Below are 14763 nucleotides of genomic sequence, written 5' to 3'. Positions count from 1 at the left end.
GCGCTCGAGTCCGTCCCAACACAAATTTCAGGCATAAAAAAACCCTAACCAATTTGGTTAGGGTCATAAAAAGTGGTACCAGCGGCCGGGCTCGAACCGGCACGCCTTTCGGCAGGGGATTTTGAATCCCCCATGTATACCAATTTCATCACGCTGGCGTCATTTTTCTTTAATCTTCTAAACACGAGAAGATAAAGAAAAACCACTTTAGAGCTCAGGATTATTTATGTGCCTTCGTCTCTATGCCAAGCATTATACAAACAATAGGGGTGGCAGCAAGCGTTTTATGACATTAGCCTGATCAACCGCTTAACATTTAGACAGCCTGTGCAAAATGTCGTTTACTGGTTGAAGTATTAAATACAGCTAATAATAACGCCAAGGTATATCACTGAACTATAGCGCTTAGTATTTGTGAGCTTTTTTGCTAAACTAGCGCGCATATTAACAGTGAGAGTGTATTTATGTCGGGTGAGTTTCCACGAGCTGGTTTTTGGCGTCGTTTTGCGTCGTTAGTTTATGATACGTTAGCTATTATTGCGTTTGCTATGTTAACGGTTGTGCTCTATTTGTTTGCCGTACAAGGGCTTATTTCACTTGATGTTATTAGTTTAAATGGTGCTGAAGATGTATCGGCACTTATTCAAGAGTCACTGCTGCTGTCGAGTATTCGAAGTGCCTTACTTGTTATTGTTACTTTAGTATTTTTTGGCTATTTTTGGACTAAAAGCGGGCAAACTATTGGCATGCGCGCATGGCGTTTAAAAGTACAAACTAGTGAAGGAAACTTAATTAGTTGGCCGCAGTCTATTGTTCGCAGCCTTAGTGCCCTGCTTGGTTTAGGTAACCTTGTGGTATTAATTGATTTTAAAAACAAAAAAGCGCTGCAAGACTATGTCTCAAAAACTGAGGTAATTACTCTTACAAAAGAAGAAAACAAACGTATTTACCGCGAGCTAGATTAATACCTATTTATACCAATGCGCAATAATACTTAATTATTTTGCGGGGCTAACTTGTCGCTACCTGCGTAAAAAATTCTCATTTACGACTGCATGGATGCAGAAGGTAGAGCAATGCAGGAGCAATTGCTGAGAGCAACTAAATAGCGATTTTTTTGCCTAGCTATCAACACGTTTTCCCAGCCACAACTTGATCACTTAATTAAGCTGATTGCTATTAGTTTTTAAATAACGCGTTATAAAAACAAAAAAGGTGACCATAGGTCACCTTTTTAGTATTAAATAAGCGCTTATAACGGCTATACCCGCTTATTCATCATGTACGTAGCAAAGCCTATAAATAGTATACTTGGCAGTACCGCGCCTATAATAGCGGGTATTTGATAAACCATTACCACAGGGCCAAATATCTCATTTATTAAGTGAAATACAATTCCCGTTACTACACCCATAATGATACGCGCACCCATAGTAACGGTACGTAACGGGCCAAATATAAACGACAGTGCAACCAGTAGCATTACGGCAACAGACACTGGCTGCATTAGCTTACGCCACAAGGCCAGCTCATAGGTGCTGGTATCTTGCTCATTTTGCTGTAAATACCCTAAGTACGACCAAAGCCCTGTAAAGGAAAGCGACTCAGGCTTTACCGATACAACACCAAGCTTTTCGCCCGTTAATTGCGAAGGGTAAAACTCTTCATCAATGTGTTCACTACTTATTTTCTCATCACTAATATGAACCTTGTTTACATCGCGTAATAGCCAACCTTCATCACGACCAATGGCCACTTTAGCTTTGGTTATTTGAGTTAAATCGAGTGACTTATCAAATTGATACATGTGCACACCGTTTAAACGGCCGTTTTGATCTACATCTTCAATATTAATAAAGTTGTTGCCATCTTTAGCCCATACGCCTTTTTGCGCATTGAATACATCGCCGCCATAAATTGCCTGATTACGCATTTCTTTGGCGTGTTGTTGCGCCTCTGGTGCGCCCCACTCACCAAGAGCCATCATACACACAGCCATAAACACGGCGGTTTTCATTACCGAGCCTATAATTTGCAAGCGCGACATACCCGCAGCTTGCATTACCACCAGCTCACTGTTTGAAGCCAGTGCACCTAAGCCTGTTAAGCCACCAATAAGCGCCGCCATCGGGAAGAATATAACTAAATCGCCCGGCATACTGTAAAAGGTGTAAAGCGTTGCGGTCATTAAATCGTAGCTGCCACGACCAACCGACTTTAGCTGATCAATAAACTTAATTAATGTACTAATCCCTACTAGCACCAACAAAGCAAATCCGGTGGTTTGTAAAATGCTGCGGCCTAAGTACCAATCGAGTGTTTTCATCATGCGCTTAACCCCCGTTTTGTTACAACGGCTTTAAGCCAGGCGCCCAATGGGCGACCTTTTATAATTAATAAACTACCTATAAATAAAGCGCTCAAGTGAATCCACCACAAACCAATTGAAGGCGGTATTTTGCCATCTTCTACGGCAAATTTTGCAGCATTGAGTAAGATAAAATAACCTAAGTACAAGCTAATGGCTGGCACTAATTTAGCAAACTTACCTTGGCGCGGATTAACCACACTTAGCGGTACTGCTATTAACGTTAGTAACGGAATAGAAAGCGGTATTGCAATACGCCACTGCCACTGGGCTATAGATTCGGAGGTATTGAGCGGCAATAGTTGATTAGTAGGTATTGCTTCTAATTTACGGCGCTGATGCTCTATTTCTTGCTCGCGTATTTGTACGCTGTAGCCATCAAACTGCGTTAAATTAAGAGCCGGTGTTTTGCCATCGGTTTCGTAGCGTTTGCCATCGGTTAGCACTAATTGTTGCTCGCCATTTATTGCCTCTACCACCACACCTTGTTCGGCATACACTAAACGTGCAAGATCATCTTTTTCGGTATCCGGCAGTTGCGCTACAAATACTTTGTTTAGCTCTTTACCACCGTTTTCAATGTTATGAATAAACACCACGGCTTTTTCATTACCGGTTTGTTGAAACCGCCCAGCCCTTAACGCAGATAAACCCGCATCGGCTTTAGCTTGCTCTTTTAATTGGTACTCTTGCTCACTCGCCCACGGCGCAAGGTACATGGTGAGAGAGGCTGCTAATATAGCCAAACCCACACTCGAAATTAAAGTAACGCGTACCACATACCATTCGCTCACCCCACAGGCTTTAAGAACGGTCATTTCGCTGTCGGCGTAAATACGGCTGTAGGCTAAAATAATGCCCAAAAATATACTCAATGGCAGGATCAGCGAAGCTAATTGCGGCAGTTTAAGCGCAATCATCGATAATACTAATTTGGCAGGAATGCTCCCTTCAGAGGCATCTCCTAAAATAACCACAAACTTTTGTGACACAAAAATGGTCATTAAAGTTAAAAATACGGCGACCTGCGATTTTAAAACCTCAGCGGTCAAATAACGAAAAATAAGCAATGCTCGCCCCTGTTAAACATAGAATTTCACTACAATAGTGATAATTTGATAATAAAGTAGCTATTTTACCCAGTTTTATCTGGTAAATAAGTCGTTATTATAAGCTAACAAAATTAATTATCCTACCTAAGTGCACGATATATTGTTGCATTAGTAGCCCTTAAACATATAAAGTTCAATTACACAGTAAGAGTCAGAAAAAATCAGCTAAAATTAAGATTACCCCTACATAAGTTACGTAGCGAAGACTAGATTTTATTTTTTTAGCCCCAATTAATAACGTATATGACTCACAACCAGGAGTAACAATGGAATTTAACGTAAAAAGTGGTAGCCCAGAAAAACAACGCAGCGCGTGTATTGTCGTTGGCGTTTACGAACCACGTAGGTTATCCCCCATTGGTGAACAACTCGATAAAATCAGCGATGGTTATATCTCAAATTTACTACGCCGTGGCGACCTAGAAGGTAAGCCGGGGCAAGTTTTATTATTGCATCATGTACCTAACGTTTTAAGCGAGCGCGTATTGCTTGTTGGCTGTGGTAAAGAGCGCGAGCTTGATGATAAGCAATATAAGCAAATAATTTCTAAAACAATTAATACCTTAAACGAAACCGGCTCAATGGAAGCGGTGTGCTTTTTAACAGAGCAACACGTTAAAGGTCGTGATACCTACTGGAAAGTTCGCCAAGCGGTAGAAACAACACAAGATTGCCTATACACATTTAACCAGCTAAAAAGCAAAAAAGTAGACCCTCGTCGTCCACTTCGTAAAATTGTGTTTAACGTACCAACACGTCGCGAGCTGACCATTGGTGAAAGCGCTATTGAGCATGGTTTAGCCATTGCCGCAGGTAGTAAGCTATGTAAAGACGTAGCCAACATGCCACCCAATATTTGTAACCCTGCTTATTTAGGCGAACAAGCGCAAGCGCTGGCTAGCAATTTTGACAACATCACCGTTGATATTATTGGCGAAGAAAAAATGGCCGAACTAGGTATGAACTCGTACTTAGCAGTTGGTCGCGGCAGTGATAACGAATCGGTTATGTCGGTTATTAACTACAAAGGTGCAAGCGATGAGCAAGCGCCTATTGTGCTAGTAGGTAAAGGCTTAACGTTTGACTCGGGCGGTATTTCAATTAAGCCAGGCGAAGCCATGGATGAAATGAAATACGACATGGGCGGCGCAGCCGGTGTAATTGGCGCTATGCGCGCACTGGCACAAATGCAGCTACCTATTAACGTAATTGGCGTTTTAGCCGGCTGTGAAAACATGCCAAGCTCTAACGCGTATCGCCCTGGCGATATTTTAACAACCATGTCGGGGCAAACCGTAGAAGTGCTTAATACTGATGCTGAAGGCCGATTAGTATTATGTGATGCGTTAACTTACGTTGAGCGTTTTGACCCAGATACAGTAATTGACGTAGCAACACTAACAGGCGCATGTATTGTTGCCCTTGGTGCACACGCAACAGGTTTACTGTCAAACCACAACCCACTTGCGCATGATTTATTAAAAGCGTCTGAGCAAAGTGGCGACCGTGCATGGCAGTTACCACTGTGGGATGACTATCAAGATCAACTCGATAGCCCATTTGCTGATTTTACAAACTTAGGTGGGCGCTCTGCTGGTACTATTACCGCAGCGTGTTTCTTATCTAAGTTTACTAAAAAGTATAACTGGGCTCACTTAGACGTAGCCGGTACCGCGTGGCGCAGTGGCGCTAAAAAAGGCGCAACGGGTCGCCCTGTTCCTATGCTTACTCAGTATTTATTAAACCGAGCGGGTGTAAGCGAAGCTACGCACGACTAATAATCTAATTAACCTGAGCCTTATTTAGAAAAGCCACTCAGCAGACATTTTTAGCGCTAACAGCGTTAAATTTATTTGCCATAGGGCAAAACATTTTAACCAGAGCTTAGGTTATTTAACTTGTATTAAGGCGCCATTTGGCGCCTTTTTTATTGCTGTAATTATCTGTGTATTAATTGAAGCAAACCCCGTTATATGGCAAAATCTGCCTCTTAATTTATGTGTATCAACTATGTGCACATTCAATGTCATGGGAAACCCCGATACAATGAACATGAATGCTCAATTTTTCGTTCTAAAGCAACAAGATGAATCTAAAGCGCAGGCTGATGATCATTTTGCTCTAGCAGCTCAAATTGCCGCAGAGCAGTATCGATTAGGGCATCGTGTATTTATTTTTGTAGATAACGAACATACCGCCTATGCCATTGACGAAACCATTTGGGCATTTGATCCCGACAGTTTTGTGCCGCATAACCTGCAAGGCGAAGGCCCTAAAGCCGGCGCACCAGTAGAAATAGGCACCACGCCTCCTGTTGGCAAACGTAACGTTTTAATTAACTTAGCTACTAACCTACCTGATTTTATTAGGCGTTTTAGCCAAGTTTTTGATTTTGTACCAGTAGAGTCTGTAGCTAAACAAGCCGCTCGTGAGCGCTTTAAAAAGCTGCGCCAACTTGGTGCCAATATCAGCACGCAAGAGATTAATAGCTAGCCGTTTAGGATAAAGCTAACCAACTAATTTAAGTACTTATTTAAGGTTCTGTGTAATGGATAAAACCTACAATCCGCAAGATATTGAACAGTCGCTATACCAAGACTGGGAACAAAAAGGCTACTTTAAGCCATCTGGCCAAGGCGTACCGTATTCGATCATGATCCCGCCGCCAAATGTCACCGGTAGCTTGCACATGGGCCACGCCTTCCAAGATACAATAATGGATACCCTTACGCGTTTTAAGCGTATGCAAGGTAACAACACATTATGGCAAGTAGGTACTGACCACGCGGGTATTGCAACGCAAATGTTGGTTGAGCGTAAACTACACGCTGAAGAAGGTAAAACACGTCACGATTTAGGCCGCGAAGATTTTATTAATAAAATTTGGGAATGGAAAAACGAATCTGGCGGTACTATCACTAAGCAGCTTCGTCGTCTTGGCGCATCGGTTGATTGGGACCGTGAACGCTTTACGATGGACGATGGCTTATCTGAAGCGGTTAAAGAAGTCTTTGTACGCCTTCACAAAGAAAACCTAATTTACCGCGGTAAGCGCCTAGTAAACTGGGATCCAAAATTACACACAGCTATTTCAGACCTTGAAGTTGAAAACAAAGACAAACAAGGCCACATGTGGAATTTGCGCTACCCACTTGCTGATGGCGTTAAAACACAAGACGGCAAAGACTACATTGTCGTAGCAACAACACGTCCAGAAACCATGCTAGGTGACTCAGGTGTTGCAGTAAACCCAGATGACGAACGCTACACAGATTTAATTGGTAAAGAGATTTTACTGCCTATCGTAAATCGTCGTATCACAATTGTTGCAGATGAACACGCTGATAAAGACAAAGGCACGGGTTGTGTAAAAATCACCCCAGCACACGACTTTAACGATAACGAAGTTGGCAAGCGTCATAAAATGCCAATGATCAATATTTTCGATAAAAACGCTGCTATTCTAAGCCAAGGTGAAACATACACCTTTGACGGTAAAGAACTTGAGTTTGATGCGCCAATTCCTGAGCGCTTACACGGCCTAGACCGTTTTGCTGCACGTAAAGCGATTATCGCAGAATTTGAAGAACTTGGTTTACTTGAAAAAATCGAAGACCATGCGTTAACTGTACCTTACGGCGACCGCTCTGGTGTGGTTATTGAGCCACTCCTTACCGACCAATGGTATGTACGTGTTGCGCCACTTGCAGAACCTGCAAAAGATGCCGTTAAAAATGGCGACATTCAGTTTGTGCCTAAACAGTACGAGAACATGTACTTCTCGTGGATGAACGACGTACAAGATTGGTGTATTTCACGCCAGCTTTGGTGGGGTCACCGTATTCCAGCTTGGTACGACAGCGAAGGCAACGTTTACGTTGGCCGCGATGAAGCTGAAGTACGCCGCGACAACAACATTGCCGATGATGTTACGCTAAGCCAAGACGAAGACGTACTTGATACCTGGTTCTCATCTGCGCTGTGGACGTTTTCAACGCAAGGTTGGCCAGAGAACACGGATGATTTAAAAACCTTCCACCCGTCTGACGTGTTAGTAACGGGCTTTGATATTATTTTCTTCTGGGTTGCGCGTATGATCATGATGACGCTGCACTTTATAAAAGATGAAAATGGTAAGCCACAAGTGCCGTTTAAAACAGTGTATGTTACTGGCCTAATACGTGATGACAACGGCGATAAAATGTCTAAGTCAAAAGGTAACGTACTTGACCCACTAGATATGATTGACGGCATCGAGCTTGAAGATTTAGTACAAAAGCGTACTGGCAACATGATGCAGCCTAAACTTGCCGCTAAAATCGAAAAAGACACGCGCAAAGTATTTGCAAATGGTATTGAAGCACACGGTACCGATGCGCTTCGCTTTACCCTTGCAGCAATGGCATCAACCGGTCGTGATATCAACTGGGATATGAACCGCCTAGAAGGTTACCGTAACTTCTGTAATAAACTATGGAACGCAAGCCGTTACGTACTTATGAATACCGAAGAACAAGATTGTGGTTTTACAAGCGATGCAGCCAAAGAGTACTCGCTAGCTGATCGCTGGATTTTAGGCCAGTATGAAGCGACCGTTAAAACGTATACTGAGCACTTAGATAACTACCGTTTTGACCTTGCCGCTAATACACTTTATGAATTCACATGGAACCAGTTCTGCGACTGGTACTTAGAGCTCACTAAGCCGGTATTATTCAAAGGTAATGAAGCACAACAACGTGGTACGCGTCACACGCTAATCACTGTACTTGAAAGCCTACTGCGCTTAATGCACCCAATGATGCCATACATCACAGAAACAATTTGGCAACGTGTAGCGCCACTTGCAGGCCTTGAAACTAAAGGCACTAGCATTATGGTACAAGGCTTCCCTGTTTATAATGAAGCAAGCGTTGATGCACAAGCGATGGACGATTTAGAGTGGGTTAAACAATTCATTTTAGCTATTCGTAATATTCGTGGTGAAATGGATATTAGCCCAAGTAAACCGCTTAGCTTATTACTTGCCAACGCATCAAGCGATGATGTACGCCGCATTGAGCAGAACAAATCATTCTTAGCATCACTTGCTAAACTTGAAGAGTTTACAATGCTTGAAAACAAAGACGGGGCACCAGCGTGTGCAACCTCTTATGTTGGCAACCTTGAAATTATGATCCCTATGGCGGGCTTAATTGATGTTGAAGCCGAGCTTGCACGTATTAACAAGCAACTCGAAAAAGCAGAAAAAGGCCTAGCACAAGTGCAAAACAAACTAGCTAACGAAAAGTTTGTAAACAATGCACCTGAAGCCGTACTTGCAAAAGAAAACGCTAAATTAGCTGAATTCACCGATGCTAAAACTAAGCTACTTGAGCAAAAAACTAAAATAGAAAGCTTATAAGCTTTCATAAGAATACCTATTAACATCATTTAATAGGCATTAAAAAAGCCGCTCACTTTAATAAGTGAGCGGCTTTTTTGTACCCTGCGATTAACCACAAGGCACAGCTACATTAGAACTTGTAGTTGTACTGAGCGCCAACAAGTACAGCGTGGCCTTTAGACTCGAAGCCCCACTCACTGCCTGACTCATCAGCTTCAGTAAATGTTTGTGTTTTACCACGAATAATACTTACACCTAAATCAACATTTGATTGCGTGTCGATAGTGTAGTTACCACCAAACGAGAACCAAAAACGGTCTGTATCAGGGATAGAGATAGATAGGTGAGTTTGCGATACTGGCGACTCATCAAACGCTACACCTGCACGAAGTAGTAAGTCTTCGTTGTATTGGTAATCGCCACCTACAGAGTAACGAAACGCATCGTCAAACTGCTCTTGCTTTTCAAAAGCAACAAACTTGTCGCCTGTTGGTGCAGTTACTTGCGCTTCTAGTGACTCAAAGCTGCTCCAACCTGTCCATAATACGCTGTAGTGTAAGCCAAGTTTTTCATCTAACTGGTGAGAACCAGAAAACTCAGCAATAGCTGGTAACGTTAGCTCTACAGAACCTGGTAGTTGTGCACCACCGGTGCCGCCTGCTGCTACTGGTAAGTCATTTGAGAAATCACCTTCAAATGTGATGTCTGTTTCGCTGCGGTAGTTAAAGCCAAAACGGCTATTTTCGTCTAGTTGGTACATTAAACCAACGTTTAAACCTAGGCCGGTGTCGTCACCTTGAAGGTTTACTGCATCAGCACCAAAATCAAAGCCGCTTGTATTAGCGCCTACTTTACGGATTACGGTTGCATCTGCATAAATGTAGTTTAAGCCAATACCAAAGCTAAATTGCTCATTTACTTTATAAGCAACGCTTGCATTAAGGTTAACAGTGAAAATTTCTGTCTCGCCTGCAATTTGGCCCGCTACGTAGTCATCGTTAAACTCTGTAGATAAACCAAAGTTAGAAAACGCGCCAAAACCTAGCGATACTTTATCGTTATACGGCATAGTAAAGTAAGCGGCAGGTACAACTGCGCTTGGTGCTATGCTGTCATCATCTAGGGCACTTGGATCAATACCGTTATTGGTTTGTGTTCCTTCTAAGCTCACATCTGGAATTACACCAATAGCAGCAACACTAAGTTGCTTATCTTTAAATAAAGTCATTAATGCAGGGTTGCGAGCAACAACAGACGCATCATCAGCGATAGATGCTTCACCTGCGTATGCACGGCCTAAACCTGACGCGTTTTGCTCTGCTAATTGAAACGCGGCTGCAAAACTATCAGCCGAAACAAATGCAAGCGAAGCTGCAATAAGAGTTTTAGAAAATTTCATTGTTGTGTCCTTAACCAAACAAGCGTTTGGGTATCTATGTGTTGTTATTAGGATTTTAAACTTGGCTACACTACCTTAATTTTTTATAAAAAACTGTAACAAAGCGACAAAAAACACCAAAAAACACGTTTTTTAACTACATTTTAACAACTATTTAAAACTCATCGGAGCAGAAATGTGTTATTAGAGCTTATACTCTAATTGTAATTAATTATCATTTAGATTGACTTGTAATTCCCTGCATTTTAAACTCATTACAAAATCACAAAGGAAGTAAATAGGTGATCATTTTACTTATTATTGCAGGGCTCATTTTTTGTGGCGCCAGTGTGTTTTGTTTTTATAAAGCAAACTATTGTGCCTGCACACAAGCCGGCCAATGCGATAACCCCGTAAACCATTACTGGTTAGGGGCCATGCTAAGTGCATTAGTGTCGTTAGCTTTTTGCTGTATTGCACTGCATGTACAGCAAGGAACATTATTATGGCTAACGTTAATGGCGAGTTGTTTTTTAGGCGCTTATATTTCTGCTAAGCGCGAAAAACTTAAACGCTGTAAAAAAGCTAATTCAACAAGTGCTCTTTTAACAAACGAGCCAAATTAATTTGATAGTCGAGTGGCTTGATACTCGACACTATTTTAATACTTTGATCAGGCTCATTTAAGTCTAAGTCTTTAGGGGTGACGTGGTGCCCGTGTTTAGCATTATAAAATAGCTTAACTTTAGGCTTGATGGGATTTGATTTATTGCCCTCGAGCACGAGAGCTAATCGCTCATTGGTTAATTTAACAATAGTGCCTACTGGGTGCACACCTAAACATTTAATAAAGTGCTGTACTAGCTCTGCATCAAATAGCTCTTTGTTAGCCAACAAATAACGCAGCGCATTAATGGGTTCATCCCCTTCTTGATGGGACCTATCGGCTGTTAGCGCATCGTACACATCAACAATTGCCATCATGCGCGCTGGGCGACTAAGCTTTTCAGCTGTTATACCACGCGGATAGCCTGAGCCATCTAATCGCTCATGGTGGTTAACTATCATGTCGAGTATAAGGGGGGTAATGCCTTTTTCACCTTTAACCAAACCTAAACCTTGAGCCACATGGCGTTTAATAATATCCATTTCGCTGCTAGTGAGTTTACTTGGCCTAGAAATAATCCCCTGCGGGAGTTTAGCTTGCCCTAAGTCGTGAAGTAACGCGCCCATAGCAAGCTGTTGCACGGCTTCTTCTTTGTATCCTAAATATTTAGCAAATACGGCGGTGAAAATAGCGCAGTTAATCATGTGGCGCCAATTGTAGCTATGTTTGTCTTTTATGCGGGTTAAAATGGTCATTGCGCTAGTATTTCTAAATACCGAGCTGACTATATCGTTAGCCATTTCATCAATCACCTTTAAATTAACCGACAACCCTGTGGTTACATCGCCATACAAAGCTTGCAGCTTGCGATTATGCTGCTCAAAGTTGATGCTGGCTTTGGCAAATTCTTGCTCAAGGGTAATCGCAGGTTTTACAGCGGGTGGTTTTGTTTTACTGCTTGAAGTGGTGCTCTTTTGTGGGGGCGCACTCTTAGGTTTGTACTTATCGGGTATGGCGGCATCGCCTTTGGTAAAGTCGATAAGCAGCTCTAAAACGCCTTCGGTTACTAAGCGTTTTATAATTGCCTGGTTTCGCACTAAGCCACTGGTTTTTATTTTTATACTGTTGAGCCCTTCATGCTGTTTGGTAACACTGTCAACAAACATACCTGGGGTGAGCTCTGAAATGGGTAACGCGATGAGCATGGCAGAAGCGTTTTCTACAATTAAATATGCCTACTAAATAGCATTGTTTAACCCTAAAAGTCTACTTTTTGAGTTGAGGGCAATACCATATAACTATAAATGACTACTAAAATGAAGGTAGGCGTAAACAGGAAAACAATAAAAAGCAAATGGCGCTCTTGCTAGGAATCGAACCTAGAACTTAGCCTCCGGAGGGCCACGTGATATCCATTTCACCACAAGAGCACATTTGTTGCCAAAACACTAACTCGCGATATCAATGCTTTAGCACTGGCAATAATAAAGAGATCTTTAAATAAATACCAGCATCATTGAGTTATATGCCTATAAATCAAACTGTTTTTGATAAAACACTTCACAACTTGCCAAAAACAAGCTATTTATTGGTATTCGATAAAAAAATAGTAACCGTTTAGCAACATGTTCTGAATGCTTACGGACTATATAGAGGATGTAATTATGAGTTTAATGTCGACTGAGCAAGTGGCTGAGTTTTTAGGTGTAAAAGCCGAGCGGGTAAAACGCCTTGCTCGTGAGAGCTTGCTTATTGCCAAGTCTGAAGATGAAAACGGTGAGCCCCAATTTGATGCTGACGAAGTAACAAAGTATAAAGAGCTTGCCGCGCGTTTTGGCGGGCTTTAATCTTTTATCTCGTTTAATAACTTATTTAGCTGCGCGCGTAATGTGCTTGCCTTATTATTTATGTCGCGCTGCTCATACCACCCTATACACAACACCAAAAACACCACTTTAAAGTAACGTAGCTTGTCATAAGCGCAATAAAACTCACTGGGTATTGCTTGCTGGGCGCTATATTGCTCAAGCAAAGTGTGCTCTGCGTGCGCATTTAACTCTAAGCTAACCGCAAGTGCCGCTAGATCAAAATACACGTCGTTTGTTTGCGCATATTCAAAGTCAATTAAATACATGCCACTTGAATTTACTATTAGGTTATCTTTAACTAAATCGTTATGACAAAAGCCACTGCTGTAGGGCATATCACTAATGGCGCTTAGCGTATCTTCAATTAAGCGGCTGTGCTGTTGATATATATTGCTATTAGCGTAATACACAAGCTCTTTTGCAATGTCCATTGGCTGTGTAGCTAAAGGGTAGCTATGAACGCGTGCCAACTTTTCAACTAGGTCAATACTGTAATTATTAGTAGCAATATCACCACAAATATAGCGAAATGCAGCTCGCCTGTTAGCCTTATCGAGCCAAATGGGTTTAGGGCAAACGTTATGTTGGCTAAGTGCAGTTTGGCCTTGTAGCCCTATTGTAGGCCAATGCGATTTGTAGCATTTTAATAAGTAGTTTTGCTGTGCGGTTTTTATTAGGTAATTGTCGTTACTTAAACCATTCACTAATTTAGTGGTTTGTAGCACGTGCTCAGGTGCCACAAACTCACTACATAACGCGGCAATATTTGGATTACGGTGCATGCGTTATAATTGCGCTAATGGCTTAGCTTGGCTTTGCTCGTACTCTTCGTACCAGGTTTTAAATCCCCACGCGGCCATAATAGTGTAAAAAATAAATAGCGCGAGCGTTGGGTAATAGCCTTTTTCGTAATACAAATACATAGAGGCCGCATCAATAACAATCCAATACAGCCAGTTTTCGAGTACTTTTTTAGCAACTAAATACGTGGTTACCACCGCAAAACAGGTTGTAAAGCTATCTAGGTAGGCAAAATCGGCGTGGGTGTAGTTTTGCATTACATAGCCAATAATAATGGCCGCTAAGCTCGTAGCGCCTATAAGAATGGCGTGGCGTTGTGTAGACCATGAGGTAATACTAATATTATCTGCTTTGCCTTTGCGCCATACCATCCAGCCAAATACAGCCATGTACATGTAATAAAAATTGAGTAGCGACTCCATAAGCAGCGCGCCATTCCAGTACATTATGGTATAAATAAGCGTGCTAAAAAAAGCGGCAGGCCAGCACCATAGGCTTTCTTTTATTGCCAGTAATAAATAAGCAATAGACAACCCTACCGCAATATATTCCCAATGCGACATTGCTGTAAAACCACTTAAGGTTTGTGTTAAAAAATCCATGTGTGCGGTTACCGTTTTTAATACACGTTAAATAAAGGCGATTACTCTGGAGATAAATCGCCAGATAAAAACTTACAAACAAAAATAGCCTTACCAAACTCTTCGTACGAGCGTTTAATTTCAGTGTTTAGCACTTGCATTACTAAATCGTAATCGCCAAAAATTTGCGTAGAAAGCGTATTGGTGATCACTTTTAAGTTGTCGTATTCGTTTAAACGGTCAATAAAGCCCTTAATAAACGGAATGTAATCTTGATGAAGTGGGTATTTACTGATCTCTACTGATAATTTCATTTTAAACTCTACTTTTAATTATTTGATTTCAACAAATCGTTCAATGCCAGTTCAATACAGTGTAAAATTACACTCACACTCAATTAGCTGAGCTTATTATGGCACGCAGAATAACCTATACATTTAAAAACCAACCGCGCGAAATTAACTTCGCAAAAGACAAATACCACGACATGTATCAAGCTATTGCCGCTGCCGAAGGTATTGATTTAACTAACTACTTAAACATGGTACGCCAAATAGAAATGACCTCAAAAGGCTCTTCGGCTGTACGTAACTTTCGTGACCAAGAATTTGCCCGTATGGGCTTTAGTGATATTTACTTTATTAAAGAATAAATATCACTTA

Annotated in this window: 14 protein-coding genes and 2 tRNA genes; 7 read left to right on the top strand and 9 right to left on the bottom strand. The window is 41.7% G+C overall.

What is annotated here, in order from left to right; all coding sequences use genetic code 11:
- Window positions 1-73 precede the first annotated feature (73 nt).
- Window positions 74-158: transfer RNA gene (locus VOI46_RS03380), tRNA-Leu, on the bottom strand.
- 306 nt (window positions 159-464) lie between these two features.
- On the opposite strand from VOI46_RS03380, the gene VOI46_RS03375 reads away from it, so the two are divergent.
- A complete protein-coding gene (locus VOI46_RS03375; protein WP_004588476.1) occupies window positions 465-965 on the top strand; it encodes an RDD family protein in 501 nt (166 codons plus the stop codon).
- A gap of 296 nt (window positions 966-1261) precedes the next feature.
- On the opposite strand, the gene lptG is transcribed toward VOI46_RS03375, so the two are convergent.
- The gene (gene lptG, locus VOI46_RS03370) at window positions 1262-2329 is read right to left on the bottom strand and encodes an LPS export ABC transporter permease LptG (protein ID WP_004588475.1); all 1068 of its coding nucleotides are present in this window, start codon (window positions 2327-2329) and stop codon (window positions 1262-1264) included.
- Complete coding sequence (gene lptF, locus VOI46_RS03365; protein WP_004588474.1) at window positions 2326-3438, bottom strand: LPS export ABC transporter permease LptF; 1113 nt, start codon at window positions 3436-3438, stop codon at window positions 2326-2328. The genes lptG and lptF overlap by 4 nt, the downstream gene beginning before the upstream one ends.
- A 308-nt stretch (window positions 3439-3746) precedes the next feature.
- Between lptF and pepA the strand changes: the two genes are divergently transcribed.
- The 3 genes from pepA to VOI46_RS03350 all read left to right on the top strand — a co-directional run bounded on the left by pepA (window position 3747) and on the right by VOI46_RS03350 (window position 8884).
- Window positions 3747-5258 (top strand): leucyl aminopeptidase, encoded by a 1512-nt coding sequence (gene pepA, locus VOI46_RS03360; protein ID WP_004588473.1) that lies wholly within the window; start codon window positions 3747-3749, stop codon window positions 5256-5258.
- Between the two features lie 268 nt (window positions 5259-5526).
- Window positions 5527-5973 (top strand): DNA polymerase III subunit chi, encoded by a 447-nt coding sequence (locus tag VOI46_RS03355; protein ID WP_004588472.1) that lies wholly within the window; start codon window positions 5527-5529, stop codon window positions 5971-5973.
- Window positions 5974-6028: 55 nt separating this feature from the next.
- A complete protein-coding gene (locus VOI46_RS03350; RefSeq protein WP_004588471.1) occupies window positions 6029-8884 on the top strand; it encodes a valine--tRNA ligase in 2856 nt (951 codons plus the stop codon).
- Window positions 8885-8996: 112 nt separating this feature from the next.
- On the opposite strand, the gene VOI46_RS03345 is transcribed toward VOI46_RS03350, so the two are convergent.
- A complete protein-coding gene (locus VOI46_RS03345) occupies window positions 8997-10265 on the bottom strand; it encodes an outer membrane protein transport protein (RefSeq protein ID WP_004588470.1) in 1269 nt (422 codons plus the stop codon).
- A 281-nt stretch (window positions 10266-10546) separates the two neighbouring features.
- Between VOI46_RS03345 and VOI46_RS03340 the strand changes: the two genes are divergently transcribed.
- A complete protein-coding gene (locus tag VOI46_RS03340; RefSeq protein WP_004588469.1) occupies window positions 10547-10870 on the top strand; it encodes a hypothetical protein in 324 nt (107 codons plus the stop codon).
- Here VOI46_RS03340 and VOI46_RS03335 read toward each other — a convergent pair.
- Window positions 10830-12056, bottom strand: a complete 1227-nt coding sequence (locus VOI46_RS03335; RefSeq protein WP_004588468.1) for an HD domain-containing phosphohydrolase — start codon at window positions 12054-12056, stop codon at window positions 10830-10832. The two genes, VOI46_RS03340 and VOI46_RS03335, sit on opposite strands and share 41 nt — an antisense overlap.
- A 150-nt stretch (window positions 12057-12206) precedes the next feature.
- Window positions 12207-12281 (bottom strand) — tRNA-Arg (locus VOI46_RS03330).
- 234 nt (window positions 12282-12515) lie between these two features.
- Between VOI46_RS03330 and VOI46_RS03325 the strand changes: the two genes are divergently transcribed.
- On the top strand, window positions 12516-12698 hold the full coding sequence (locus tag VOI46_RS03325) for a hypothetical protein (RefSeq protein ID WP_004588467.1): 183 nt from the start codon (window positions 12516-12518) through the stop codon (window positions 12696-12698).
- Here the strand turns inward: VOI46_RS03325 and VOI46_RS03320 are convergent.
- The 3 genes from VOI46_RS03320 to VOI46_RS03310 are packed head-to-tail and all read right to left on the bottom strand — an operon-like array spanning window position 12695 to window position 14415.
- Window positions 12695-13501 (bottom strand): phosphotransferase, encoded by an 807-nt coding sequence (locus VOI46_RS03320; protein ID WP_004588466.1) that lies wholly within the window; start codon window positions 13499-13501, stop codon window positions 12695-12697. The genes VOI46_RS03325 and VOI46_RS03320 overlap by 4 nt on opposite strands.
- 3 nt (window positions 13502-13504) lie before the next feature.
- Window positions 13505-14122 (bottom strand): nicotinamide riboside transporter PnuC, encoded by a 618-nt coding sequence (pnuC, locus tag VOI46_RS03315; protein WP_004588465.1) that lies wholly within the window; start codon window positions 14120-14122, stop codon window positions 13505-13507.
- A 41-nt stretch (window positions 14123-14163) separates the two neighbouring features.
- Entirely contained in the window at window positions 14164-14415 is a 252-nt protein-coding gene (locus VOI46_RS03310; protein WP_004588464.1) for a hypothetical protein, read from the bottom strand.
- A gap of 98 nt (window positions 14416-14513) precedes the next feature.
- Here VOI46_RS03310 and VOI46_RS03305 point away from each other — a divergent pair, with 98 nt between their 5' ends.
- The gene (locus VOI46_RS03305; RefSeq protein WP_004588463.1) at window positions 14514-14753 is read left to right on the top strand and encodes a DUF2960 domain-containing protein; all 240 of its coding nucleotides are present in this window, start codon (window positions 14514-14516) and stop codon (window positions 14751-14753) included.
- The last annotated feature ends 10 nt before the right edge of the window (window positions 14754-14763 follow it).

It is taken from the genome of Pseudoalteromonas sp. CuT4-3 (assembly GCF_035666335.1).
GTDB classification, from domain to species: Bacteria; Pseudomonadota; Gammaproteobacteria; order Enterobacterales; family Alteromonadaceae; genus Pseudoalteromonas; species Pseudoalteromonas atlantica.
This window is presented reverse-complemented; position numbering and strand designations above follow the sequence as displayed.

What these genes read in the sequence shown, in the direction of transcription:
- pnuC (WP_004588465.1), bottom strand. Translation starts at nt 14,122, where the DNA reads ATGGATTTTTTAACACAAACCTTAAGTGGTTTTACAGCAATGTCGCAT.
- VOI46_RS03350 (WP_004588471.1), top strand. Translation starts at nt 6,029, where the DNA reads ATGGATAAAACCTACAATCCGCAAGATATTGAACAGTCGCTATACCAA.
- VOI46_RS03355 (WP_004588472.1), top strand. Translation starts at nt 5,527, where the DNA reads ATGAACATGAATGCTCAATTTTTCGTTCTAAAGCAACAAGATGAATCT.
- VOI46_RS03320 (WP_004588466.1), bottom strand. Translation starts at nt 13,501, where the DNA reads ATGCACCGTAATCCAAATATTGCCGCGTTATGTAGTGAGTTTGTGGCA.
- VOI46_RS03375 (WP_004588476.1), top strand. Translation starts at nt 465, where the DNA reads ATGTCGGGTGAGTTTCCACGAGCTGGTTTTTGGCGTCGTTTTGCGTCG.
- VOI46_RS03335 (WP_004588468.1), bottom strand. Translation starts at nt 12,056, where the DNA reads ATGCTCATCGCGTTACCCATTTCAGAGCTCACCCCAGGTATGTTTGTT.
- VOI46_RS03345 (WP_004588470.1), bottom strand. Translation starts at nt 10,265, where the DNA reads ATGAAATTTTCTAAAACTCTTATTGCAGCTTCGCTTGCATTTGTTTCG.
- pepA (WP_004588473.1), top strand. Translation starts at nt 3,747, where the DNA reads ATGGAATTTAACGTAAAAAGTGGTAGCCCAGAAAAACAACGCAGCGCG.
- VOI46_RS03305 (WP_004588463.1), top strand. Translation starts at nt 14,514, where the DNA reads ATGGCACGCAGAATAACCTATACATTTAAAAACCAACCGCGCGAAATT.
- VOI46_RS03325 (WP_004588467.1), top strand. Translation starts at nt 12,516, where the DNA reads ATGAGTTTAATGTCGACTGAGCAAGTGGCTGAGTTTTTAGGTGTAAAA.
- VOI46_RS03310 (WP_004588464.1), bottom strand. Translation starts at nt 14,415, where the DNA reads ATGAAATTATCAGTAGAGATCAGTAAATACCCACTTCATCAAGATTAC.
- lptG (WP_004588475.1), bottom strand. Translation starts at nt 2,329, where the DNA reads ATGATGAAAACACTCGATTGGTACTTAGGCCGCAGCATTTTACAAACC.